Origin of the sequence: Acidovorax soli (genome assembly GCF_014207955.1) — a bacterium.
GTDB lineage: Bacteria > Pseudomonadota > Gammaproteobacteria > Burkholderiales > Burkholderiaceae_C > Acidovorax > Acidovorax soli_A.
This window is the reverse complement of record NZ_JACHLK010000012.1, coordinates 197,127-219,842: the sequence shown is the minus strand read 5'-3', so window position 1 is coordinate 219,842 and position 22,716 is coordinate 197,127. Positions and strand designations below refer to the sequence as shown.

General features: G+C 68.9%; 22 protein-coding genes. 14 read left to right on the top strand and 8 right to left on the bottom strand.

All coding sequences use genetic code 11. The annotated features are described in order from the left end of the window. The first annotated feature begins 1 nt into the window (after position 1). From HNP48_RS25640 to HNP48_RS25620, 5 genes are all read left to right on the top strand, one after another. Complete coding sequence (locus HNP48_RS25640) at positions 2 to 1,453, top strand: TolC family protein (protein WP_184862477.1); 1,452 nt, start codon at positions 2 to 4, stop codon at positions 1,451 to 1,453. A gap of 2 nt (positions 1,454 to 1,455) precedes the next feature. After that, a complete protein-coding gene (locus tag HNP48_RS25635; protein WP_184862475.1) occupies positions 1,456 to 2,475 on the top strand; it encodes an efflux RND transporter periplasmic adaptor subunit in 1,020 nt (339 codons plus the stop codon). Positions 2,476 to 2,509: 34 nt separating this feature from the next. After that, complete coding sequence (locus tag HNP48_RS25630; protein WP_184862473.1) at positions 2,510 to 3,685, top strand: ABC transporter permease; 1,176 nt, start codon at positions 2,510 to 2,512, stop codon at positions 3,683 to 3,685. Beyond that, complete coding sequence (locus HNP48_RS25625; RefSeq protein ID WP_184862471.1) at positions 3,685 to 4,839, top strand: ABC transporter permease; 1,155 nt, start codon at positions 3,685 to 3,687, stop codon at positions 4,837 to 4,839. Before HNP48_RS25630 ends, HNP48_RS25625 begins: the two co-directional genes overlap by 1 nt. Positions 4,840 to 4,905: 66 nt before the next feature. Further along, entirely contained in the window at positions 4,906 to 7,230 is a 2,325-nt protein-coding gene (locus tag HNP48_RS25620) for a DUF1631 family protein (protein WP_184862469.1), read from the top strand. 1 nt (position 7,231) lies between these two features. On the opposite strand, the gene HNP48_RS25615 is transcribed toward HNP48_RS25620, so the two are convergent. Continuing rightward, positions 7,232 to 8,110 carry a bile acid:sodium symporter family protein gene (locus tag HNP48_RS25615; protein WP_184862467.1) on the bottom strand — a complete coding sequence of 293 codons (879 nt, stop codon included), beginning with the start codon at positions 8,108 to 8,110 and terminating at the stop codon, positions 7,232 to 7,234. 104 nt (positions 8,111 to 8,214) lie between these two features. Next, on the bottom strand, positions 8,215 to 8,742 hold the full coding sequence (locus tag HNP48_RS25610) for a DUF962 domain-containing protein (protein WP_184862465.1): 528 nt from the start codon (positions 8,740 to 8,742) through the stop codon (positions 8,215 to 8,217). Between the two features lie 119 nt (positions 8,743 to 8,861). Between HNP48_RS25610 and HNP48_RS25605 the strand changes: the two genes are divergently transcribed. From HNP48_RS25605 to HNP48_RS25570, 8 genes are all read left to right on the top strand, one after another. Continuing rightward, positions 8,862 to 9,566, top strand: a complete 705-nt coding sequence (locus HNP48_RS25605; protein ID WP_184862463.1) for a Crp/Fnr family transcriptional regulator — start codon at positions 8,862 to 8,864, stop codon at positions 9,564 to 9,566. A gap of 92 nt (positions 9,567 to 9,658) precedes the next feature. Further along, positions 9,659 to 11,092, top strand: a complete 1,434-nt coding sequence (locus HNP48_RS25600) for an aldehyde dehydrogenase family protein (RefSeq protein WP_184862461.1) — start codon at positions 9,659 to 9,661, stop codon at positions 11,090 to 11,092. Positions 11,093 to 11,154: 62 nt separating this feature from the next. Then, the gene (locus tag HNP48_RS25595) at positions 11,155 to 11,742 is read left to right on the top strand and encodes a DUF2889 domain-containing protein (RefSeq protein ID WP_184862459.1); all 588 of its coding nucleotides are present in this window, start codon (positions 11,155 to 11,157) and stop codon (positions 11,740 to 11,742) included. Between the two features lie 53 nt (positions 11,743 to 11,795). Then, positions 11,796 to 12,557, top strand: coding sequence for an SDR family oxidoreductase (locus tag HNP48_RS25590; RefSeq protein WP_184862457.1), 762 nt, complete (start codon positions 11,796 to 11,798; stop codon positions 12,555 to 12,557). 82 nt (positions 12,558 to 12,639) lie between these two features. Continuing rightward, positions 12,640 to 13,776 carry a GTP 3',8-cyclase MoaA gene (moaA, locus tag HNP48_RS25585; RefSeq protein WP_184862455.1) on the top strand — a complete coding sequence of 379 codons (1,137 nt, stop codon included), beginning with the start codon at positions 12,640 to 12,642 and terminating at the stop codon, positions 13,774 to 13,776. 69 nt (positions 13,777 to 13,845) lie between these two features. Further along, on the top strand, positions 13,846 to 14,487 hold the full coding sequence (gene mobA, locus HNP48_RS25580; protein WP_184862453.1) for a molybdenum cofactor guanylyltransferase MobA: 642 nt from the start codon (positions 13,846 to 13,848) through the stop codon (positions 14,485 to 14,487). Continuing rightward, on the top strand, positions 14,484 to 15,773 hold the full coding sequence (gene glp, locus HNP48_RS25575; RefSeq protein ID WP_184862451.1) for a gephyrin-like molybdotransferase Glp: 1,290 nt from the start codon (positions 14,484 to 14,486) through the stop codon (positions 15,771 to 15,773). The genes mobA and glp overlap by 4 nt, the downstream gene beginning before the upstream one ends. Before the next feature lie 221 nt (positions 15,774 to 15,994). Further along, entirely contained in the window at positions 15,995 to 16,321 is a 327-nt protein-coding gene (locus tag HNP48_RS25570) for a thioredoxin family protein (protein ID WP_184862449.1), read from the top strand. Positions 16,322 to 16,327: 6 nt separating this feature from the next. On the opposite strand, the gene ubiG is transcribed toward HNP48_RS25570, so the two are convergent. Continuing rightward, a complete protein-coding gene (gene ubiG, locus HNP48_RS25565; RefSeq protein ID WP_184862447.1) occupies positions 16,328 to 17,044 on the bottom strand; it encodes a bifunctional 2-polyprenyl-6-hydroxyphenol methylase/3-demethylubiquinol 3-O-methyltransferase UbiG in 717 nt (238 codons plus the stop codon). A 38-nt stretch (positions 17,045 to 17,082) separates the two neighbouring features. Then, positions 17,083 to 17,463 carry a thiol-disulfide oxidoreductase DCC family protein gene (locus tag HNP48_RS25560; protein WP_184862445.1) on the bottom strand — a complete coding sequence of 127 codons (381 nt, stop codon included), beginning with the start codon at positions 17,461 to 17,463 and terminating at the stop codon, positions 17,083 to 17,085. A 94-nt stretch (positions 17,464 to 17,557) separates the two neighbouring features. On the opposite strand from HNP48_RS25560, the gene HNP48_RS25555 reads away from it, so the two are divergent. Further along, positions 17,558 to 17,902 carry a metalloregulator ArsR/SmtB family transcription factor gene (locus tag HNP48_RS25555; protein WP_184862443.1) on the top strand — a complete coding sequence of 115 codons (345 nt, stop codon included), beginning with the start codon at positions 17,558 to 17,560 and terminating at the stop codon, positions 17,900 to 17,902. Between the two features lie 4 nt (positions 17,903 to 17,906). Here the strand turns inward: HNP48_RS25555 and HNP48_RS25550 are convergent, their stop codons facing one another. The 4 genes from HNP48_RS25550 to HNP48_RS25535 are packed head-to-tail and all read right to left on the bottom strand — an operon-like array spanning position 17,907 to position 22,688. Beyond that, on the bottom strand, positions 17,907 to 18,677 hold the full coding sequence (locus tag HNP48_RS25550; RefSeq protein WP_184862441.1) for an SDR family oxidoreductase: 771 nt from the start codon (positions 18,675 to 18,677) through the stop codon (positions 17,907 to 17,909). 45 nt (positions 18,678 to 18,722) lie between these two features. Then, positions 18,723 to 19,829 carry an SMP-30/gluconolactonase/LRE family protein gene (locus HNP48_RS25545; RefSeq protein ID WP_184862439.1) on the bottom strand — a complete coding sequence of 369 codons (1,107 nt, stop codon included), beginning with the start codon at positions 19,827 to 19,829 and terminating at the stop codon, positions 18,723 to 18,725. Between the two features lie 55 nt (positions 19,830 to 19,884). Further along, positions 19,885 to 21,492 carry a galactarate dehydratase gene (garD, locus tag HNP48_RS25540; RefSeq protein ID WP_409362582.1) on the bottom strand — a complete coding sequence of 536 codons (1,608 nt, stop codon included), beginning with the start codon at positions 21,490 to 21,492 and terminating at the stop codon, positions 19,885 to 19,887. 44 nt (positions 21,493 to 21,536) lie between these two features. Further along, a complete protein-coding gene (locus HNP48_RS25535; RefSeq protein ID WP_184862437.1) occupies positions 21,537 to 22,688 on the bottom strand; it encodes an L-talarate/galactarate dehydratase in 1,152 nt (383 codons plus the stop codon). Positions 22,689 to 22,716 lie beyond the last annotated feature (28 nt).

Here is a 22,716-nt window from a genome sequence, read left to right as displayed (position 1 = left end):
CATGACCTTGCACACCACGAACCGGCCGCACACGGCGGCCGGCAGGCCCCGCTTTTGCCTTCGCATGCCCACGCTGCGCGCCGCAGCCGTGCTGTCCCTGCTCGCCCTGCAAGGGCCTGCACAGGCCCAGCCCATGGCCTTCAACGCCGCCCTGGAGCAGCTCACGGCACGCTCCGACCAGCTCGCCGCATCGCGCAGCGCGGTCGAAAGCGCCCAGTTGCGCCGCCAGGCCCTGGCGCGCCTGGGCGGCCCGGTGGTCTCGCTGAGCGGCGCGGCGTATGCCTACAACGCCAACCTGGACCTCGACCTGAACCCCGTGAACCAGGCCCTGCCCGGCGTGCTGCAGCAGCTGCCGCCCCAATTGGCTGGCTCGCTGGCCCAATTGCCCCACCTGCCGGCCAGCTACACCCTGAACCGCCACAAATCGGACACCAGCACCTCGGTCTCTGGCATCTGGCCGATCTACATGGGTGGCGCGGGTGATGCGGCGCGCGGCCTGGTGCAGGCGCAGGCCGCCGAGGTACGTGCCGATGCCGACAAGACCGGCCATGAGGTCACCACGGTGCTGGTGCAGCGCTACTTTGGCGCCCAATTGGCCGAGCAGGCGGCCCGGCTGCGCGAATCGGCCCTGGCCACCATCGAGCAGCACGACGCAGCGGCGCAGAAGATGCTGGACGCCGGCGTGATTGCCCGCGTGGAGCGCCTGCAGGCGCGCGCCGCGCTGGAGGAGGCGCGCCGCAACGCGCGCAAGGCGCGCGACGATGCCGACCTGGCCGCCACGGCACTGGCCCGCACGGTCAAGGCCAGCGAGCGCGTGACGCCCACGAGCCCGCTGTTCGTGCTGGGCCAGCCGGTGGAGCCCCTGCCCTATTTCGTCGATGCCGCCCTGCAGCGCCACCCGGGCCTGGCCAAGGTGGCCGCCAAGAAGGGCCAGGCCGAGCAGTTGCATGCCGCACAGGAGGCCCTGCGCAAGCCCCAGGTGTTCGCCTTCGGCCAGCGCCAGCTCAAGACCGGCCGGGACGCCGACTGGGTAGCCGGCATCGGCGTGCGCTTCACGCTGTGGGACTCCATCGACCGCGATGCGCTGGCGGCCTCGTCCTCACGCCAGATCGAACAGGCCGAGCGCACCGGTGCCCAGGCGCAGAACGACATTGCGCTGCTGGTGGAAAAACGCTGGCAGGCGCTGGAGCAGGCGCGCCGCGCCTACTTCGCCCTGCAACCCGGGCTGGAGCTGGCCGACGAGGTGCTGCGCCTGCGCAGCTCGGGCCTGCGGGCCGGCACCAGCACCACGCTGGACCTGATCGACGCCCAGGTCAACCAGGCCAAGGCGCAGACCGAGCGGGCCCAGGCCGCCCATGACTACGTGAAGGCCCTGGCCGAGCTGCTCGAGGCCTGCGGCCTCTCCGATGAATTTGGCAAATACATGGCGCGTGCCGATGTGAAGGTGGATTGAACATGAGCGATACCAGCAGCAACAACAAGAACAACGGCCGGGGCAGCAAGCCTGCCATGGCCCTGGGCGCGGTGGCCCTGGTGGCAGCGGCCGGCTTCGTGGGCTACGGCCTGTGGAAGGCCTCGCAGCCGGCACCCGAGGTCTTCCAGGGTCAGATGGAGGCGCGCGAGGCCGACATCGCGCCCAAGGTCACGGCACGCATCGCGCAGATCCTGGTGAAGGAAGGCGACCAGATCGTCGTGGGCGCTCCGCTGATCCGCATGGACAGCCCCGAGGTGCAGGCCAAGCTGGCCCAGGCCACCGCGGCGCAGGAGGCCGCCCAGGCCGTGGCCGACAAGGCCCAGCATGGCGCCCGCCCGCAGGAGGTGGAGATGGCCCGCCTGGCCTGGCAGCGTGCCGTGACGGCGGCCGAGCTGGCCGAATCGTCCTACCGCCGCGTGGACGGTCTGGCCCGTGAGGGCCTGGTGGCCGCGCAAAAGCGCGACGAGGCCGAGGCCAACCACAAGGCCGCGCGCGACCAGGCCCTGGCCGCCAAGGCGCAGTACGAGCTGGCGCGCGCCGGTGCCCGGCCCGAAGACCGCAGCGCCGCGATTGCCCAGGCACGCCAGGTGGCGGGCGTGGTGGCCGAAGTGCAGGCCGCCCAGGCCGAGACCGAACTCAAGAGCCCTGTGGCCGGCGAGGTCGCCAAGGTGCTGGCGCGCAGCGGCGAACTCTCGCCCCAGGGCGTGGCCGTGGTCACCGTGGTGGACCTGACCGACCAGTGGGTGGTACTGAACGTGCGCGAGGACCGCCTGCAGCGCTTTGCCATCGGCCAGGAGTTCGAGGCCACGCTGCCCGCCCTGGGCAGCACCGCAAAGCCCGTGCGCTTCAAGGTCTACCACACGGCCGCCCTGCCCGACTTTGCCACCTGGCGCGCCACGCGCGCCGGCCAGGGCTTCGACGTGCGCACCTTCGAAGTGCGCGCCCGCCCGGCCGCCCCCATCGAAGGTGCCCGCCCCGGCATGACGGTGCTGGTGCAATGAGCCAGCGCGCAACGCCCTGCCTCTTGACCACGCCATGAATTCCCTGGTCCACAGCTTTCGCCGCGAGGCACGACGCCTGCTTGCCAGCCCCTGGGACCTGGCCATGGTCACCTGGGTGCCGCTGCTGGCGGTGCTGCTCATGGGCTGGATCTTCTCGGCCGGCATTCCGCGCCACCTGCCCGTGGGCGTGCTGGACGACGACCACTCGGCCCTGTCGCGCCAGTTGGTGCGCATGCTCAACGCCACGCCCGGCCTGCAGGTGGTGCAGCACCACGCCAACACGGCCGAGGCCGAGCGCGCACTGCGCAGTGTGGAGGTCTATGCCGTGGTCACCATCCCGCGCGACTTTGCGCGCACTGTGAAAGAGGGTCGCACGGCCCAGGTCACGCTGCTGCACAACGCGCAGCTGGGCACGCATTCGGGCGTGTTGCAGCGCGATGTGCGCGCCGCAGTGGGCACGCTGTCGGCCGGCATCGAGATGGCGGCGCGCAACAAGCGCGGCGAGCCCGCGAAGGCCGTGCGCGTGAGCATGGAGCCCATCCACACGCAGCTGCTGGCGCTGTTCAACGTGTCCACCAACTACGAGCAGTTCCTGGGCGCGGCGCTGATCCCGGCGCTGCTGCACATCCTGGCCATGACGGCCGGCGCCTGGACCGTGGGCCGCGAGTTGCGCGACCGCTCGCTGGGCGACTGGCTGGGCACGGAAGGCGGCCTGCTGCACACCGCCAGCGCCTTGCTCGGCAAGCTGGCCCTGCCCTGGGCCTCGCTCACGCTGGTGGCGCTGATGGCGCTGGCGGGCATCACCTGGGGGCGCGGCTGGCATCCGCCGGGCAACCTGGCCTGGGTGGCGGTGGGCCTGGCGCTGCTGATGGCGGTGTCGGTCGCGGCCGGCGCGGCGCTGGCGGGCCTCACCCGCTCGCTGCGCACGGCGCTGTCGGGCGCGGGCTTCTTCGCGGCGCCGGCCTTTGCGTTCAGCGGCGTGGGTTTTCCGCTGGCGGGCATGCCGGCCAGCGCGCGCGCCTGGGCCGAGGCCATGCCCTACACGCACTACATCCGCCTGCAGATCGAGCAGCTGCAGATGGGCGCGCCGCTGCGCACCAGTGTCCCCACCGTGGTGGCGCTGATGCTGGCCACGGCCGTGCTGCTCATGGCCGGCAGCGCGGCGCTGCACCTGGCGCGCAGCAAGCCGCAGAGCTGGGGAGGACGGTGATGGACGCACGCTACGAACCTTTGGCCGAGCCATCGAACCTCTTGGGTGCCTGGCTGCAGGCGCTGACCGCCATCTGCCGCGACAAGGGCGTGCTGCTGCTGCTCGTGGCCGCGCCGGTGCTGTACGGCTTTTTCTACCCCTGGTTCTACACCGACGAGGTGCTGACACGCGTGCCCGTGGCCGTGGTCGACCTGGACGGCAGCAGCCTGTCGCGCCAGATCACGCGCTTTGCCGAGGCCGACCCGCGCATCGAGGTGCGCCTGGTGACCGCCAGCGAGCGCGAGGCACAGGAGGCGCTGTGGCGCGGCGAGGTGGAAGGCTATGCGCTGCTGCCGCGCGACCTCAAGCGCAGCGTGGTGCGCGGCGAGGAAGCCCTGGTGCGCGTGGAAGGCAATGGCGCCTATGCACTGCTCAACAAGGCCGTGCAGTACGGCTTTGCCGAGGCCGTGGGCACCGTGTCCGCCGGCATCGAGATGCGCAAGCTGCAGGCCGCGGGCCAGAGCGCCCAGCAGGCCGCCGCCAGCCGCAACCCGGTGCAGCTGCAGATGGTGGCGCTGTTCAACCCGACCGAGGGCTATGGCAGCTTCGTCGTACCCGCCGTGGCGCTGCTCATCCTGCAGCAGACGCTGCTCATGGGCGCGGCCATGCTCACCGGCACCTGGGTGGAGGCTGGCCGGCACCGCGCCCGTGCCCGCACCTGGATGGGCCGACTGCTGGCACTGTGCACGCTGGGCTGGGCGAGCGGCGCCTTCTACTTCGGCTGGATCTTCCTGCTGCACGACTACCCGCGCGGCGGCAACCCGCTGGGCGCCCTGGCGCTGCTGGCCTGCTACGTGCCGGCCATCGCGGCCCTGGGGGCCCTGGTCGGCCTGTGGGTGGGCAACCGCGAGCGCGCACTGCAGGTGCTGCTGTTCACCACGCTGCCGATCGCCTTCGTGGCCGGCTTCTCGTGGCCCGTGGAAGCCCTGCCCGAGGCACTGCAGTGGCTGCGCTGGCTGCTGCCCAGCACCTCGGGCGTGCAGGCCTCGCTGCGCCTGAACCAGTTGGGTGCGCCGCTCGTGGCCGCCTTGCCCCAGCTGTGCGCCCTGGTGGCGCTGGGCACCGTGTGCACGTTGGTGCTGCTGACCTGGACGAGGCCCAGGCCATCTGCCTGAGGATCTTCACCACCTGGTCAGCAAGCCCGCGTACCATCGCAGGTATCCTGCTACTCCCCAGAGAAGATGGCCTTGACACAATCCGCACCGCCCGACAAGGCTTTCAGCGACGGCAACGCCCCACACTACCAGCGCCTCGTCCAGGGCGTGCTGGCGGATTCCCGGCAGTTGATGGAGCGCGTCGCCGAGGCGACGCGCATGTCCCTGCAACAGCGCCAGGACCAGGCCCGCACGCCGGGCGAGCACCAGGGCATGCTCGAAGCCCAGCAGCAGCTCATGCGGCTCACCTCGGTGATGGGCGAACGCTACCCCGGCGCGCTGCGCAAGGCACTCGAACAGCAGACCACGGCACCGGGGGAGGAAAAACCCTCGCGCTCGCTGTTCACCATCCATTTCGACGAGCTCGAACTGATGGATGAGTCGCAGGTCACCGAAAGCATCGAACGCGCCCGCGCCACGCAGGTCCTGGCATCGGCCGTGGAAGGGCCGCTGGCCGACCTCGACGCGCTGGTGTGCGCCGCCCGGGGCCTGCCCCGGGTGCAGCCCGAGCACAACCCCCTGCGCCCCGAGGTCTTCCTGCAGGCGCTGCAGGCCGTGGTATCGCAGATGCAGGCCCCGGCGCAGGTGCGGCAGGACTGGATGGCCCACATGGCCAAGGCCTTGGGCAGCGAGCTGCGCGGGCTCTACCTGGCCCAGATCGACAAGCTCAAACAGGGCGGCGTGCAGCCCGCAGGCTACGCCATGCGCCAGGCCGACGGCCAGGTGGTGTATGTGGCACCGGCCGGCGATGGCGTATCCCCCGGGTTCGGGGCCGAAACAGGCATGGGCATGGACTTGGGGCTACCCGCAGCGGCAGGCTCCGGCGACCCGCTGCTGACGCTGGACCGGCTGCGCCGCCTGCTGATTGGCGAGTTCAGCAGCCAGGCCGCGCCGGCACAGCCTCCGGCGGCGGACGAGCCCTTCGCGGAACGTTTTGCACGCGAATTCGAGAGCCCGGCCGTGCTTCCCCAGATCGATCCGCCCGCCACGGATTTCGCCATGACCGTGCCTGCCGCCTTCGAGGCGCTGCAGGAGATGAACCAGGTCGGCCAGATGATGGAGCGCCTGGGCGCCCAGCCGGGCAACGGCCCGGGGCAGCGGCGCGCGGCGGGCCTGGGGGATGCCCTCAGCATGGAGGTCGTCGCGCTCATGGTGGACAACATCGCGCGCGACAGCCGGCTGCCCTGGCCCGTGCAGCAGTTCGTGCGGGCCCTGGAGCCCGCCCTGATGCAGCTGGCGCTGGCCGACCCACGTTTCTTCAGCAACAAGGAACACCCCGCGCGCCGTCTGCTGCAGGACATCACCGACCACGCCATGGCCTTCAACGGGGCCGAGGCGCCCGGCTTCAAGCACTTCATGCGCTCCCTCATGGACTTGGCCGGCCCGCTGGCCTCGGCCACCATCGAAAGTGCCGACGACTTCGAGCAGGTCCGCCAGCAGTTGCACGCGCAATGGGCAGGCGGCGAGCAGGCGCGCGAACAGGAGCGCCAGCGTGCCATCGAGGCGCTGCAGCACGCGGAGCAGCGCCATCTGCTGGCGGCCCAGATATCCGGCGAAATCCGGCTGCTGCCGCAGATCGACCACATTCCCGGCGAGATTGCCCAGTTCCTGCTCGGCCCCTGGGCCCAGGTCATAGCCCAGGCACGCCTGGCCGACAAGACCGGCAGCGCCGACCCGGGCAGCTACCAGGAGCTGGTGGGCATCCTGGTCTGGAGCGCGCAGCCCGAGCTGACCCGCATGCACACCGGCGAACTCGCGCGCCTGATTCCCCAACTGCTGGCCCGGCTGCGCGATGGCCTGGCACTGATCGACTACCCCGCGGACAGGACCGAAGCGGTCTTCGAGCAATTGATGCAGTTGCACCAGCAGGCCTTCCAGGGCGGGCCCAAGCCCGCCGCTCCGTCCCATTCTCCAGCGCCGCCACCGGGCGCGGAGTCTGTGGAGCCACCGGACCTGCTTCTGGATGAAGAGCCATGGGTCGCGCCATCGGAAGCCCAGGATTCCGGCTTCATGGACGACTTGCAGCCCTCCGTGCCTGGGGATCTGGAACCCCTGCCGACCCCCACCCCGGCGGATGCACCCGCCAGGCCTGCGCTGGCCGTCGGCAGCTGGGTCAATCTGCTGGTGGCAGGCCAGTGGGAGCGCACCCAGCTGTCCTGGGTCGGCTCGCACGGCACCTTCTTCCTCTTCACCAACGCCTCCGGCCGCACCCAGTCGATGACGCTGCGGCTGCTTGACCGGTGCATCCAGCAGGGCAGCCTGCAGGTGCTCAGCCAGCAGCCTGTGGTGGACGTGGCCCTGGACGCCGTCGCGCAGACCGCCATGCGCAACAGCGTGGAAGGCAAGCAGTAGGTCAGGGGTTCACAGGGGCGTTCTGCCCCTGTCTGCGCAGCACCAGCATGCCGAACAGCGGCGCCATGATGTACATGCTGACCGAGTAGATGGCCGCCGGCAGCGCGAGCTGGAAGTTGTTCAGCACCGACAGCGCGATGAAGATCGCCAGCGTGGAGTTGTGGATGCCGATCTCGAAGCCGATGGCCGTGGCCATGGACTTGTCCATGCCCAAAGCACGCGGCAGGAAATAGCCCACGCCCAGGCTCAGCGCGTTGAACAGCAGCACGGCCGGCCCGATGTCGGCAAACGAGGCCGACAGCGCCGCCCACTCCTTGGCGATGGCGATCAGCGCAAAGGCCGCCAGCACCAGGGCGCTGAAGAGCTTCATGGGCTTTTCCATGCGTGCGCTGAAGGCCGGCGCACGCCGGTGCACCCACATGCCCACGACCACGGGGATGAGCACGATCACGATCACCTCCAGCACCTTGCCGAACTGCAGCGGCACCACCTGGCCGGTCTTGGCGAAGGTGGCGATGGCCCAGTTGGTGATGAGCGGCAGGCTCACGATGGACAGCAGCGTGTTGATGGCCGTGAGCGAGATGTTCATCGCCACATTGCCGCCGAACAGGTGGCTGAAGAGGTTGGCCGACACCCCGCCCGGCGAGGCCGCCAGCAGCATCAGGCCCACGGCGTAGAGCGGCGGCACACCGAGCAGCACGATGAGGCCATAGCAGGCCGCAGGCAGCACCAGCACCTGCAGCACCAGGGCCAGCAGCACGGCACGCGGGTACTGCAGCAGGCGCCTGAAATCGGCCACGGTGAGCGACAGGCCCAGGCCGAACATGACCAGGCCCAGCGCGATGAACAGCAGCGTGGGCAGGATGGAAACAAAACTCATGGGATATGCACGCGGCCATGGGTCGGCCGCGCTCCTGTGAAAAAGCCCACGGCACCGCCACGCAGTGCCATGGGCAAGAAATCAACGATCGGAGAAGCGCGGGATCAGACGGTGGCCGCGGGGCCGGTGCGCAGACGCACGGGGCCGCTGCACTGCTCGATGGCGTGCTGCACATCCTTGCGCAGGCCCATGAGGAAGCCCAGCTCGGCGACCACGAACAAGGGCCCGATGATCAGACCCACCAGGTCGTCCACGAAGGCGGGCTTGCGGCCTTCGTAGTAATGGCCCACGAACTGGATGACCCAGCCCACGGCGAACAGGCCCACGCCCGTGGCCAGCCACAGCGTGGTGCTTTGCTGCGCCAGCCACTGGCCGCCGGCCAGCATGGCGGCCAGCAGCGTGGCCATCACCAGGCCGTAGCGCGTATCGAGCCGGAAGTAGAAAACGCTGGCCGCGATGGCCGCCACCAGGGCCAGGCCCACGGGCAGCCCGCCCAGCAGCCACACCGGGCGCGAGAGCAGGATCACCACGGCGAACATGATCATGGGCACGCCCACGAAGTGGGTGTGGATGTTGCGCGGGTCGCGGTGGTAGTCGGCGTACTGGGCCAGGTGGTCGATCAGGGTTTTCATGGGTGTCTCCTGGTATTGTTTTGAGCAGCATCCATACTCGCCCGATGCCCGGCCACAGTCTGTCGGAAAGCCGACACAACGCCCTGCCCCCTTTCCCGCCTCGTCCCGTCCCGCCCTGCATGACCGACCCCGCCGCCCACCTCCCCGTGCTCCAGACCGGCCGCTGGTTCGCCCACCTGCCCCCCGATTTCGCCCAGCCGCTGCTGGCCATGGCCCACCTGCGCCAGTTGGCGCCGGGGGAGGTGCTCTTTCTACGCGGCGATGCGCCCTGCGGCCTGTACGCCGTGGTGCGTGGCGCGATCAACATTTCGGGCACGGGCGGGCGGGCCGACGAGGCACGTGCCGCCATGCTCACGCGGCTGGAGCCGCCGCACTGGTTTGGCGAGATCTCCGTGTTCGACAATTCGGCCCGCACGCACGATGCCCATGCGGCCGAAGCCAGCACCCTGCTGCAGATACCGCACGAGCCGCTGCAGGCCTGGCTCACCGCCCACCCGCAGCACTGGCACGCGCTGGCCCTCTTGCTCACCGACAAGCTGCGCACGGCCTTCGTGGCCATCGAGGAGCTGGCCCTGCTGCCCGCCGGCCAGCGCCTGGCGCGCCGCCTGGTGATGATGGCCGAGGGCTACGGCCAGTGGACGGCCGAGGGCCAGTCGCGCCGGGTGATCGGCATCTCGCAGGAGCAGCTGTCGCTGATGCTGGCGATCTCGCGCCAGACCACCAACCAGATCCTGAAGGACCTGGAGGGCCGTTCCCTGGTGCGCGTGCACCGCGGTGAGGTGGAGATCCTGGACCTGGCGGCCTTGCGCGCCACCTGCTACTGAAACGATAGCGACCAGCATCTGCGGGTTAGCAACCCGTCTGGCTGTCCATTAAAATACTAAGCACACATTGCATTTCCGGGCACAATCGCACCATGCAACTGAACTACATCGCCAACGCCTCCGTGCCGTCTTCGTCGGGTCGCACGCTGCCCGTGATCGACCCGTCCGACGGCCAACCCTTCGACGAAATCCAGCGCAGCAATGCCGACGACATCGACGCGGCGGTGCATGCGGCGCGCCAGTGCTACAACGCCGTCTGGCAGCGCCTGGCGCCGGCCGAGCGTGGCCGCCTGCTGCAGCGCCTGTCGGCCAAGGTGCTCGAGCATGCCGACGAGCTGACCGCGCTGGAGCAGCGCGACTGCGGCAAACCCACCAAGCAGGCGCGTGCCGACACGCTGGCGCTGGCGCGCTACTTCGAGTTCTACGCCGGGGCCTGCGACAAGCTGCATGGCGAGACCCTGCCCTACCTGGACGGCTACAGCGTGCTCACCTGGCGCGAGCCGCACGGCGTGACGGGCCATGTGATCCCCTGGAACTATCCGATGCAGATCTTCGGCCGCAGCGTGGGCGGTGCCCTGGCCGCCGGCAATGTCTGCGTGGTCAAGCCGGCTGAGGACGCCTGCCTGTCGCTGATCCGCGTGGCCCAGCTCGCGGCCGAGGTGGGCTTCCCCGCGGGGGCGATCAACATCGTCACCGGCTACGGCCATGAGGTGGGCGACGCGCTGGCGCGCCACCCGGGCATCGACCACATCAGCTTCACCGGCAGCCCCAAGATCGGCACGCTGATCCAGCAGGTGGCGGCCGAGCGCCACTGCCCCGTGACGCTGGAGCTGGGCGGCAAGAGCCCGCAGATCATCTTCGCCGATGCCGACCTCGATGCCGCCGTGCCGGTGGTGATCAACGCCATCGTGCAGAACGCCGGCCAGACCTGCAGCGCCGGCTCGCGCGTGCTGATCGATTCGCTGATCTATGAATCCCTGCTCGAGCGCCTGGGCAAGGCCTTCGAGGCCCTGCGCGTGGGCCCCGCGGCCATGGACCTGGACGTGGGCCCGCTGATCCGCCAGACCCAGCAGCAGCGCGTGTGGGACTTCCTGTCGGACGCACAGGTGGCCGGCATCCCCATGGTGGCCCAGGGCGTGGTGGTGGACGAATCGCCCGAAGGCGGCTTCTACCAGGCCCCCACGCTGCTGCGCGACGTGCCGGTGCAGCACCGCCTGGCACAGGAAGAGGTGTTTGGCCCCGTGCTCTCGGCCATGGCCTTCCAGGACGAGGACCACGCCGTGGAGCTGGCCAATGCCACCCAGTTCGGCCTGGTGGCCGGCATCTGGACACGCGACGGCGCGCGCCAGTTCCGCATGGCCAAGCGCGTGCACAGCGGCCAGGTGTTCATCAACAACTACGGCGCCGGTGGCGGCGTGGAGCTGCCCTTCGGCGGCGTGAAGTCCAGCGGCTACGGGCGCGAGAAGGGCTTCGAGGCGCTGTACGGCTTCACCACGCTCAAGACCGTGGCCATCAAGCACGGTTGACCAGTCCCCTGCCCCGCGCTGGCCGCGGGACAGTGCGATTTGCGAAGATTCTTTTTTCTCCCATGCCCCTGAGCCCCCCCGCCCCCCGCACCGCCCGGCATGTCCGGCGTGTGACCTACCAGGGCTTCGAACGCGACGATGGCCTGTGGGACATCGAAGGCGAGCTGCACGACAGCAAGGCCTACGATGCCCCCGTGCACCGCGGCCAGGGCATGCGCCGTGCGGGCGAGCCCATCCACCACATGCTGCTGCGCGTGACGGTGGACCGCCAGCTCGTGGTGCAGGCCATCGAGGTGGCCATGGATGCCCACCCCCTCAAGGACTGCCCGCTGGCCCAGGCCGCACTGCAGCAGATGGTGGGCTGCAGCATGACCCGGGGCTGGCGCCAGTCCATCCAGAAGCACCTGGGCGGCGTGGCCAGTTGCACCCACCTGCGCGAGCTGCTGTTCAACCTGGCCACAGCCGCCTTCCAGTCCGTCACGGCCGTGTTCGCGCCGCCCGCCAACGGCGACCCGCCGCGCCACCTGGGCCAGTGCACGGGCTGGGACTTCAACGGCAATGGCGTGAAGGAACACTTTCCGCAGTTCTATGGCCGCGAGCCTGTGCCCGCCCTCAAGGCCGAGACCGCAACCCCGCCTGCCGAGCGCTGACCTTATCCGCCCCCTTTTTACCGCCCCATTTTCCAAAGACAGGGAGACACTCCATGCGTGCACAGAACAAGTCCGTCATCGTCACCGGCGCCGGCAACGGCATTGGTGAGGGCATCGCGAAGCGCCTCGCGGCCGAAGGCGCCCAAGTCATCGTCAATGACATCAACGAAGCCGGCGGCCAGCGTGTCGTGGCCGAGATCACCGCAGCCGGCGGCACGGCCGCCTTCTTCAAGGCCGACGTGACCCACTCGGCCCAGGTCAAGGCCCTGGTCGATGAAGCCGTGCGCCTGTACGGCCGGCTCGACGTGATGGTCAACAACGCCGGCTGGACGCACCGCAACCGCCCCATGCTCGAAGTGAGCGAGGAAGAGTTCGACAAGGTCTATGCCATCAACATGAAGAGCATCTACCTCTCGGCCATCCACGCCGTGCCGGCGCTGCGCAAGGTGGGCGGCGGCAGCATCATCAACATCGCTTCCACCGCCGGCCTGCGCCCGCGCCCGGGCCTGACCTGGTACAACGGCTCCAAGGGCGCCGTGATCATCACCAGCAAATCCATGGCGGCCGAGCTGGGCCCCGACAACATCCGCGTGAACTGCATCAACCCGGTGTTCAACCCCGACACCGGCCTGGCCGCGGAGTTCGCGGGTGGCCCGGTGGACGATGCGCGCCGCGCCAAGTTCCTGGCCACCATCCCGCTGGGCCGCTTCTCCACCGCGCTGGACGTGGCGAACGCCGCGCTGTACCTTGCCAGCGACGAGGCCTCGTTCATCAATGGCGTGTGCATCGAAGTGGACGGCGGCCGCTGCGTCTAATCCGGCAACAGCCCCCTACGGATTTCGGGGGCAAGCTGCGGTGCAGCATGCCCCCAGCCGCAACTGCGGCAAAATCGGCCCCATGGCCGAACGTGTGATCCCCCTGGTGGACCAGCGCATCGCCGCCCTGAAGGCGGTGGTGCCGCTGCATGCCCAGGCGCCCACGGGCCACCTGGTGGACACGCGCGGGCGCCCGCTGCGCGACCTGCGCATCAGCGTGACGGATCGCTGCAACTTCCGCTGCAGCTACTGCATGCCCAAGGAAGTCTTCGACAAGGACTACCCCTACCTGCCGCACAGCGCGCTGCTGAGCTTCGAGGAGATCACGCGCCTGGCGCGGCTGTTCCTGGCGCATGGCGTGCGCAAGATCCGCCTCACGGGGGGCGAGCCCCTGCTGCGCAAGAACCTCGAAGCGCTGGTGGCGCAGCTCGCGGCGCTGCGCACGGTGGACGGCACGGCGCCCGACCTCACACTCACCACCAACGGATCGCTGCTGGTGCGCAAGGCCCGTGCACTCAAGGAGGCCGGGCTGAACCGCGTGACGGTGAGCCTCGATGGCCTGGACGACACGGTGTTCCGGCGCATGAACGACGTGGACTTTCCCGTGGCCGACGTGCTCGCGGGCATCGAAGCCGCGCATGCGGCCGGCCTGTCGCAGATCAAGGTCAACATGGTGGTCAAGCGCGGCACCAACGACCACGAAATATTGCCCATGGCGCGGCACTTTCGCGGCACGGGCACCACGCTGCGCTTCATCGAGTACATGGACGTGGGCGCCACCAATGGCTGGCGCATGGACGAGGTGCTGCCTTCGGCCGAGCTGATCGCGCGCCTGCGCGCCCACCTGCCCCTGGTACCGCTCGACCCGGCCAGCCCCGGCGAAACTGCCGAGCGCTGGGGCTATGCCGACGCCAGCGGCCGGCACGACCCGGCGCTGGGTGAGATCGGCGTGATCAGCAGCGTCACGCAGGCCTTCTGCCACGACTGCAACCGCGCACGCCTGTCCACCGAGGGCCAGCTCTACCTGTGCCTGTTCGCCACCCAGGGCCACGACCTGCGCAGCCTGCTGCGCGGCGGCGCGAGCGACGAGGCCATTGCCTCGGCCATCGCCCCCATCTGGCAACAGCGCGGCGACCGCTACTCCGAGCTGCGCAGCAGCCTGCCCGCCGACACCGCACCCGGGCCGCGCCGGGTGGAGATGAGCTACATCGGCGGATGATGCGGCGCCGGCCTTTCTTTCATTTGCTTGCATGCGCGGGGCCGAGGCTGCCCGCGCCCACCCTCCTCCATGATTGACATCCAGGACATCACCGGCCTTGTGCTGGCCGGCGGCCGCGGCTCCCGCATGGGCGGGGTCGACAAGGGCCTGCAGGGCTTTCGCGGCATGCCGCTGGCGCTGCACACGCTGATGCGGCTACAGTTGCAGACCGGCGCCACCATGGTCAACGCCAACCGCAACCTGGCGGCCTACGAATCATTCGGGGCCCCGGTGTGGCCCGATGGGCTGGCCGACTACGCCGGCCCGCTGGCCGGCTTCATGACCGGGCTGGAGCGCTGCGAGACGCCGTGGATGCTGACGGTGCCCTGCGACACGCCCCTGTTTCCGCTGGACCTGGCGGCACGCCTGGCCGCTGCGGCCGAGCAGGCGGGTACCAGCATCGCCATGGCGGCGGCCCCCGAGGCCGATGGCAGCGGCCACGTGGCCGTACGCCCCCAGCCCGTGTTCTGCCTTCTGCGCGTGGAGCTGCTGGAGAGCCTCACGGCCTTCACCCAGGCCGGTGGCCGCAAGATCGATGCGTGGACCGGCCAGCATGCCTGCGCCATCGTGCCGTTCAACGCGCCGGGCGACGACCCGCAGGCCTTCTTCAATGCCAATACCCTGGCCGAGCTGCATGCGCTGGAGGCCGGCACACCCCATGAGCGCCCATGAAGACCCTCGCCCAGATTGCCGCTGAACTGCAGGGCTACGACCCCAAGGCCCTGAGCGTGGGCGACGCCAACGCCTTCCTCGCGCGCCTGGTGCAGCCGGTGCAGGGCACCGAAACCCTGCCCCTGTTCAATGCACTGGGGCGCGTGCTGGCCAGCGACGTGGTCTCGCCCGTGAGCGTGCCGCCGCACGACAACTCGGCCATGGACGGCTATGCCCTGGCCGGTGCCCAGCTCGTGCCGGGCCAGCCGCTCACGCTGCGCCCCGTGGGCACGGCCCTGGCCGGCAAGGCCTGGGCAGGCACGGTGGCCACAGGCGAGTGCGTGAAGATCATGACCGGCGCCATCATGCCGGCCGGCCTGGACACCGTGGTGCCGCAGGAATTCACCACCACCGGGGCAGACGGCCACATCACCATTGCCGCCGACGTGCTGCGCCCGGGTGACAACCGCCGCTTCAAGGGCGAGGACATCCGGGAGGGCAGCGTGGCGCTCGCGCAGGGCGAGCCGCTCACGCCGGCCGCGCTGGGCCTGCTGGCCAGCCTGGGCCTGCCCACGGTGGCGGTGTACCGCCGCCTGCGCGTGGCCTACTTTTCCACCGGCGACGAGATCCTGAGCCTGGGCGAGGCCCCGCGCGAAGGCGCGGTGTACGACAGCAACCGCTACACCGTGTTCGGCCTGCTCACGCGGCTAGGTGCGGAGGTGATCGACCTCGGCGTGGTGCGCGACGAACCCGCCCTGCTGGAGGCGGCCTTCCGCCAGGCGGCCCGGCAGGCCGATGCCATCATCACCAGCGGCGGTGTGAGCGTGGGCGAGGCCGACCACACGCGCACCATGATGAAGCAGTTGGGCGACGTGGCCTTCTGGCGCATCGCCATGCGCCCGGGCCGCCCCATGGCCGTGGGGCGCCTGGCCAGCGACGCGCCGGGCGGCCGCAATGCCGTGCTCTTCGGCCTGCCCGGCAACCCCGTGGCAGTGATGGTCACCTTCCTGGCCTTTGTGCGCCCCGCCCTGCTGCGCATGATGGGCAGCAGCCACAGCCCCGTGCCCCTGATGCGCGCCACCAGCACCGAGGCCCTGCGCAAGAAGCCCGGCCGCACCGAATACCAGCGCGGCACCGTGAGCACGGCGCCCGATGGCAGCCTGCAGGTCTGCACCACCGGCAACCAGGGCTCGGGCGTGCTCAGCTCCATGGTGCAGGCCAACGGCCTCATCGTGCTGCACCATGGCCAGGGCGATGTGGCGGTCGGCGAGGCGGTGGATGTCATGGTGTTTGACGGGGTGGTGTAGCCCCCCTGAGTCGCTTCGCGCCTTCCCCCTGAGGGGGACGCCACCCGTGGCCTGGCAAAGCCAGTTCCACGGTGGCACTGGCCTACGGAGCGCCAGTTGCATTGGCGGTTGGAAAGTCACAGTGTCATCAATAACTGACACGCCCATGCGGTGATCGCCTCTCGCTTACCCTTGCCATGGTGGCCTACGCTAGGCCAAGCCCCATCTGGACAAGACCCCCTATGCCCTACGCAGCCCAACACCTTGTACAACCCCCGTCGCGCGATGAAGTGGACCAGTTGGCCGGTACCACCGTCGTCGAGTTCGGCACGCCCTGGTGCGGCCACTGCCAGCGTGCCCAGCCGCTGATCGAAGGGGCGCTGAAGGACCGGGCCGATATCGCCCACATCAAGGTCGAGGATGGCCCGGGCCAGCGCCTGGGCCGCACCTTCGGCGTGAAGCTCTGGCCCACCCTGGTCTTCCTCAAGGATGGCAAGGAAGTGGAGCGCCTGGTGCGCCCGCAGCAGGCGGCCGATGTGCAGCAGGCCCTGCAGGCCCTTGCCGGCTGACCCTCTTCAGCCCCCTTCTTTCTTGTTCTTCTTCATGGCCAGCAGGTAGCCCACGCGCAGCGCGCGGTGCAGGCGGAACCTGCGGGCGAGCGGGTTGTAGCCCAGGCCACGCGCATCCTGAAGGACCAGGCCGGCCCCGTGGGCATGGGCGGTGAGTTCATGCGGACGGATGAACTTGCGCCAGTCATGCGTGCCCACGGGCAGCAGACGCAGCACGCGCTCGGCCCCAAACACCGCAATCAGCCATGCAAAGGGCGTGCGGTTGATGGTCGAGAAGAACACCCAGCCACCGGGCTTGACCAGCCGCGCACAGGCCTCGATCACCTGACGCGGATCGGGCACATGCTCCAGCATCTCCATGCAAGTCACCACGTCGTAGCTGCCGGGCTGCTCTGCCGCCAGCTCCTCGGCCGATACGTGGCGGTAGGCCACACTCGCACCGGTCTTGCGGGCGTGCAACGTGGCCACCTGGAGCAGCTTGTCGGCCAGGTCGATGCCCAGCACATCAGCCCCGCGCCGGGCCATGGACTCGGCCAGGATGCCGCCCCCGCAGCCCACATCGAGCACGCGCTTGCCGGCGAGCGACACCGCCTCGTCGATCCACTGCAGGCGCAGCGGGTTGATCTCGTGCAGCGGTCGGAACTCGGACTGCGGATCCCACCAGCGTTCGGCCAGTTGCTGGAATTTGGCGAGCTCGGCGGCATCGAAATTGCTATGGGCCATGGTGCTGCTCCTTGGATAAATGGGAAAGATCGATCGGCTTACCAATGGCCTTGGGCCCGGTTCCAGCGGTAGAGCCGGCGGGCAAAGGCGTTATAGGCAAGGTCGGTGAGGCGGCGCACACGCCACCAACGCAGCGGTGCAGACAGCCAGCCCCAGCGCGGCACGCGCCGCAGGGCCGAGGCCACGGCGTCGGCGCCCACCTGCATGCGCCCATCGCCATCGGCCACGTGCAGGCGCTCGCGCACCGCTTCGAGCTCCAGCCCCAGGGCGCCGAGCACCTCGGGGTGCTGGTGCACATCCACCCACTGCAGCTCTTTGTCAGCGGCAAGACGCTCCCGCAGGGCGCATATGCCGGCATCGCAGACCGGGCAAGCACTGTTGTAGTAGACGGTGGCGGGGGAACGGGGGGTGGGGGCCATGGCCTTCTCCTTTGCCATCATCATACTTATATTTAGTTAAATACCTAAATATTTAATTAAATAATTTCACCACCCAACTGGCTAGAATGCGCGGATGGAAAAGATCTTCGAAGCGCTTGCGTCCACCCCCCGGCGCAAGATTCTGGCCTACCTGTCCGAGACCGAGCTGTCCGCGGGTGAGATCGCCGCGCGCTTCGAGATGAGCAAGCCCTCGCTCTCGCAGCACCTCAAGGTGCTGGAGAACGCGGGCCTCGTCACCTCGGAAAAGCGCGGCCAGTTTGTCTACTACAGCCTGCTGCGCGACAACCTGGCCCACACCCTCACGGGCTTCATGCAGAGCGTGTGCCCCGTGTCCACGGGGCTCAAGAAGGAAAGCCGCGCCCTGGCCCAGAGCAAGGCCAAGGCGGCGGCATCGAAGACCAAGCCCGCCGAGGAATAGCCGTTCAACCCCGTCCAGCAAATGGCATGTTCGATGCCATGACGGTCATATTGAGCACGTTCGCAGACAACGGCAGGCCGGCCATGTAGCTCACGGCCTCGGCCACGTGCTTGACGTCCATCAGCGGCTCGGTAGACATGGTGCCGTTGGCCTGGCGCACGCCTTCGCCCTTGCCCATGCGGGCGGCCAGGTCGGTCAGCGCATTGCCGATGTCGATCTGGCAGCCCACGATGTTGAATGGGCGGCCATCGAGCGCCAGGCACTTGGTCAGGCCCAGCACGGCGTGCTTGCTGGCCGTGTAGGGGCTGCTGTAGGGCCGCGGCGTGTGGGCCGAAATCGAGCCGTTGTTGATGATGCGCCCACCCTGCGGCGACTGGCGGCGCATGAGGCCGAAGGCTGCGCGCGCGCACAGGAATACGCCGGTGATGTTGGTGTTCACCACGTCCAGCCATTTCTCCACGGGCAGTTCGTCCATGGGCACGGCGGGCGCGCCGATGCCGGCATTGTTGAACAGCACGTCCAGGCGGCCGCACTCCTTCTCGACGGTCTGGAACAGCGCATCGACGCTGGCCGGGTCGCGCACATCGGAGGTCACGGCCAGGGCCTTGCCGCCCGCCGCCTGCACTTCGGCCACCAGGGCGTCGAGCAGTTCGGTGCGGCGGCCGGTGGCCACGACGAAGAAGCCATCCTTGGCGAGCTGCCGGGCCACGGCCAGGCCGATGCCGCTGCCGGCGCCGGTGACGAGAGCGACTTTCTGGGCGGGAAGAGAGGACACGCAATAACTCCTGATGGGTGGAAAAACGAGAGCGAAGGCACCACCTTACACGGCGCCATGCGATTCCACGTAAAGAGCGTACAGCGAATGGCTGCTGGCCATGTAGAGCCGGTTGCGCTTGGGCCCACCGAAGGCCAGGTTGGCGCAGCGCTCGGGCAGGCGGATGAAGCCGATGGGCTTGCCCTCGGGGTTGAAGATCTTCACGCCATCCATCTCTTCGGACTTGCCCGTGGGCAGGTGGGCCTTCATGCCGCCGCCGATGTCGGTGGGCTCGGCCGCCACGGCGCCGGTGTAGCCCCAGCCGCACCACAGGTTGCCGTCGCGGTCGACCTTGAAGCCGTCGAAGGCGCCGGGGCCGGCGGCATCGATGAGCTTGGTCTTGTTGGACACCGTGGCGCCGTCGGCCGACACGTCATACGCCCAGATGCTGCGGTGGGGCGTGCCCTTCCACTCCACCACGTAGAGCTTCTTCTCGTCGGGCGAGAAGGCGATGCCGTTGGGGTTGACCAGGTCGGTGATCACCGCGGTGAGCTTGCCGTCGGGCGCGATGCGGTAGACGTTGGTCGTGGCCTGCTCGGGCGTGGCGCGCGAGCCCTCCCATTCGCCGTTGATGCCGAAGGTGGGGTCGGTGAACCAGACGCTGTCGTCCGACTTGACGACAACGTCATTGGGTGCGTTCAGGCGCTTGCCCTCGAAGCGGTCGGCCAGCACGGTGATGCGCCCATCCTTCTCGGTGCGGGTCACGCGGCGCGTGACCGAATGCTCGCAGGTGATGAGCCGACCCTGGCGGTCACAGACATTGCCGTTGGCGTAGTTGACGTTGGTCTTGTGCACCGAGAACTGGCCGGTCTTCTCGTCGTACTTCATCAGCCGGTTGTTCGGGATGTCGCTGAGCAGCAGGTAGCCGCCCTGGGGGAAGTAGGCCGGCCCCTCGGCCCAGCGCATGCCCGTGCCCAGTTGCTCCACCGTGCTGCTGTAGATGCGGTACTTGGTGAAGCTCGGGTCCAGGATGAACACCGACGGGTCGGGGTAGCGCTGGTTGGGCTTGAAGTCGAAGGCCTGTGCGCCGGCCAGGCCGCTGAGCGCGGCCACGCCGGTGCCGGCCGCCGTTTTGAGGAACTGGCGGCGGGCCTGGTTCTGGGTTGTCGTCATCTCTCTTGTCTCCTGTTGTGGTTTTGAATGAAAGGAATCGGAATTGAGTTGATCTTCAGGTCACTGGTGCGGGATTGAAGAGCACAAGGGCGTTGTGCAGCTTCCACTGCTCGGCCCAGGTCTTCTTGCGGCCACTGGCCACATCGAGCATGAGCTCGAACATCTCCCAGCCCACGTCGGCGATGGTCTTCTCGCCCGTGGTGATGGTGCCGGCGTTGATGTCCATCAGGTCGTGCCAGCGGCGCGCCAGGTCGTCGCGCGTGGCCACCTTGATGACGGGCACTTCGGCCAGGCCGTAGGGCGTGCCGCGGCCGGTGGTGAAGACGTGCAGGTTCATGCCGGCAGCCAGCTGCAGCGTGCCGCAGATGAAGTCGCTGGCGGGCGTGGCGGCGTAGATCAGGCCCTTCTGCTTGAGCTTTTCGCCCGGAGAGATCACGCCCGAAATCGGCGAGCTGCCCGACTTGACGATGGAGCCCATGGCCTTTTCCACGATGTTGGACAGGCCGCCCTTCTTGTTGCCGGGCGTGGTGTTGGCACTGCGGTCCACACGGCCGCGCTGCAGGTAGGCGTCGTACCAGGCCATCTCGCGGATCATGGCGTCGGCCACCTCGGGCGAGGAGGCACGCGAGGTGAGCTGGTCGATGCCGTCGCGCACCTCGGTCACCTCCGAGAACATCACGGTGGCGCCGGCGCGCACCAGCAGGTCGGTGCAGTAGCCCACGGCGGGGTTGGCGGTGACGCCCGAAAAGGCGTCGCTGCCGCCGCACTGCACGCCCACCACGAGCTCGCTGGCGGGCACGGTTTCGCGGCGGCGCGCGTTCAGGCGCTCCAGGTGCAGCTCGGCCTGGCGCAGGATGGAATCGACCATGGACATGAAGCCCACATGCGCATCGTCCTGCAAGCAAACCACGTCGAGCGGGGTCTCCGCGCTGGCGCCGGTGTCGGCCGCGTTGCGTTCATCCACCAGGGGAATGCTGCCGGGCGGCAGCAGGCGCTCGGGCTGCAGCTTCTCGCAGCCCAGGCTCACCACCATGACCTCGCCGCCGAAGTTGGGGTTGAGCGAGATGTTGCGCAGCGTGCGGATGGGGATCACCGCGTCGGGCGCGTCGATGGCCACGCCACAGCCGTAGGTGTGCTCCAGCGCCACCACGTCGTCCACGTTCGGAAAGCGCGGCAGCAGCTCGCTCTTGATGCGCTGCACGGCGAAGTCGGTGACGCCCGCCACGCACTGCACGGTCTGCGTGATGGCCAGGATGTTGCGCGTACCCACCGAGCCATCGGCATTGCGGTAGCCCTCGAAGGTGTAGCCCGTGAGGGGCGGCTGCGGCTCGGGCTTGACCGTGGCGATGGGCAGGCCTTCGAGTTCGCGCGCCTCGGGCATGCGCAGCAGGCGCTCGTGCACCCAGCTGCCCGCAGGGATGGGCTTTAAGGCATAGCCGATGGGCACGTTGTAGCGGCGCACCTCGCCGCCTTCGGGAATGTCCACCAGCGCCACCTTGTGCGCCTGGGGCACCTTGTCCACCAGGGTCAAGCCCGAGGGGAACACGGTGCCCGCAGGCAAGCCCCCATCGTTGGCGACGATGGCGACGTTGTCGCGCTCGTCCATCTTGATGTGCAGGGGCGGCCGCGCCGGGGTCGTGGTGGATGCGGTGCTATCGGTCATGGGGGGTTTCTCTGTGCTGTTTTTCTCAATCCAACGCTGGCGCATCAGGGCCGCGTTCCGACCTCGGCCACTTCGCGCGTCCAGGCACGTGCCTGCTCGCTCAGGCTCAGGCCCAGGCCGGGGCGCGTGGGCACGAGCATGCGGCCGTTCTTGATCTCCAGGCGCTCGTTGAACAGCGGCTCCAGCCAGTCGAAATGCTCTACCCAGGGTTCGGTGGCGTACACGGCGGCCAGGTGCACGTGCAGCTCCATCGCGAAATGCGGGCCCAGGCTCAGGCCCGCATGCTCGGCCTGCCCGGCGATCTTGAGGAAGGGCGTGATGCCGCCCACGCGCGGGGCATCGGGCATCAGGTAGTCGGCCGCGCGGTGGCGGATCAGCTCGCCGTGTTCGGCGGCGCTGGTCAGCATCTCGCCGGTGGCGATGGGGGTGTCAAAGGTCGCGGCCAGGGCAGCGTGGCCCTCGAAGTCGTAGGCGTCGAGCGGCTCCTCGATCCACACCAGGTTGAATTCTTCGAAGATGCGGCACATGCGCTGGGCCGTGGGGCGGTCCCACTGCTGGTTGGCGTCCACCATCAGCGGCACCTGCTCGCCCAGGTGCTTGCGCACGGTTTCCACGCGCTGGATGTCCAGTGCCCGGTCGGGCTGGCCGACCTTGAGCTTGATGCCGCCGATGCCGCGCTCGATGGAGGCGCCCGCGTTCACCACCAGTTGCTCGATGGGCGTGTGCAGAAAGCCGCCCGAGGTGTTGTAGCACTGCACCGAGTCGCGCTGCGAGCCCAGCAGCTTGGACAGTGAGAGCCCCGCACGGCGCGCCTTGAGGTCGTACAGCGCCACGTCGAAGGCACCGATGGCCTGGGTGGACATGCCGCTGCGCCCCACCGAGGCGCCGGCCCAGCACAGCTTGGTCCACAGCCGCGAGATGTCGCTCGGGTCTTCGCCGATCAGCGCGGGCGCGATCTCCTTGGCATGGGCGAACTGCCCGGGCCCACCCGCGCGCTTGGAATAGCTCAGCCCCAGGCCCTTGTGGCCGTCCTTGGTCTCGATCTCGGCGAACAGCATCGCGATCTCCGTCATGGGCTTCTGGCGGCCGGTGAGCACCTTGGCATCGCTGATCGGGTTGGCCAGCGGCAGGTAGCACGAAGAGATGCGGACCCAGGCGATGGAATCGCCAGCGGCGGAGGAGGTGGAGGCTGTCATAGGAGGGAGCTGAAAACGAACAGGAAAG

What these genes read in the sequence shown, in the direction of transcription:
- HNP48_RS25615 (WP_184862467.1), bottom strand. Translation starts at nt 8,110, where the DNA reads ATGAGTTTTGTTTCCATCCTGCCCACGCTGCTGTTCATCGCGCTGGGC.
- HNP48_RS25570 (WP_184862449.1), top strand. Translation starts at nt 15,995, where the DNA reads ATGCCCTACGCAGCCCAACACCTTGTACAACCCCCGTCGCGCGATGAA.
- HNP48_RS25595 (WP_184862459.1), top strand. Translation starts at nt 11,155, where the DNA reads ATGCCCCTGAGCCCCCCCGCCCCCCGCACCGCCCGGCATGTCCGGCGT.
- HNP48_RS25590 (WP_184862457.1), top strand. Translation starts at nt 11,796, where the DNA reads ATGCGTGCACAGAACAAGTCCGTCATCGTCACCGGCGCCGGCAACGGC.
- HNP48_RS25625 (WP_184862471.1), top strand. Translation starts at nt 3,685, where the DNA reads ATGGACGCACGCTACGAACCTTTGGCCGAGCCATCGAACCTCTTGGGT.
- HNP48_RS25560 (WP_184862445.1), bottom strand. Translation starts at nt 17,463, where the DNA reads ATGGCCCCCACCCCCCGTTCCCCCGCCACCGTCTACTACAACAGTGCT.
- HNP48_RS25535 (WP_184862437.1), bottom strand. Translation starts at nt 22,688, where the DNA reads ATGACAGCCTCCACCTCCTCCGCCGCTGGCGATTCCATCGCCTGGGTC.
- moaA (WP_184862455.1), top strand. Translation starts at nt 12,640, where the DNA reads ATGGCCGAACGTGTGATCCCCCTGGTGGACCAGCGCATCGCCGCCCTG.
- HNP48_RS25640 (WP_184862477.1), top strand. Translation starts at nt 2, where the DNA reads ATGACCTTGCACACCACGAACCGGCCGCACACGGCGGCCGGCAGGCCC.
- HNP48_RS25635 (WP_184862475.1), top strand. Translation starts at nt 1,456, where the DNA reads ATGAGCGATACCAGCAGCAACAACAAGAACAACGGCCGGGGCAGCAAG.
- HNP48_RS25610 (WP_184862465.1), bottom strand. Translation starts at nt 8,742, where the DNA reads ATGAAAACCCTGATCGACCACCTGGCCCAGTACGCCGACTACCACCGC.
- garD (WP_409362582.1), bottom strand. Translation starts at nt 21,492, where the DNA reads ATGACCGATAGCACCGCATCCACCACGACCCCGGCGCGGCCGCCCCTG.
- HNP48_RS25545 (WP_184862439.1), bottom strand. Translation starts at nt 19,829, where the DNA reads ATGACGACAACCCAGAACCAGGCCCGCCGCCAGTTCCTCAAAACGGCG.
- HNP48_RS25630 (WP_184862473.1), top strand. Translation starts at nt 2,510, where the DNA reads ATGAATTCCCTGGTCCACAGCTTTCGCCGCGAGGCACGACGCCTGCTT.
- HNP48_RS25555 (WP_184862443.1), top strand. Translation starts at nt 17,558, where the DNA reads ATGGAAAAGATCTTCGAAGCGCTTGCGTCCACCCCCCGGCGCAAGATT.
- HNP48_RS25620 (WP_184862469.1), top strand. Translation starts at nt 4,906, where the DNA reads ATGGCCTTGACACAATCCGCACCGCCCGACAAGGCTTTCAGCGACGGC.
- HNP48_RS25605 (WP_184862463.1), top strand. Translation starts at nt 8,862, where the DNA reads ATGACCGACCCCGCCGCCCACCTCCCCGTGCTCCAGACCGGCCGCTGG.
- glp (WP_184862451.1), top strand. Translation starts at nt 14,484, where the DNA reads ATGAAGACCCTCGCCCAGATTGCCGCTGAACTGCAGGGCTACGACCCC.
- ubiG (WP_184862447.1), bottom strand. Translation starts at nt 17,044, where the DNA reads ATGGCCCATAGCAATTTCGATGCCGCCGAGCTCGCCAAATTCCAGCAA.
- mobA (WP_184862453.1), top strand. Translation starts at nt 13,846, where the DNA reads ATGATTGACATCCAGGACATCACCGGCCTTGTGCTGGCCGGCGGCCGC.
- HNP48_RS25600 (WP_184862461.1), top strand. Translation starts at nt 9,659, where the DNA reads ATGCAACTGAACTACATCGCCAACGCCTCCGTGCCGTCTTCGTCGGGT.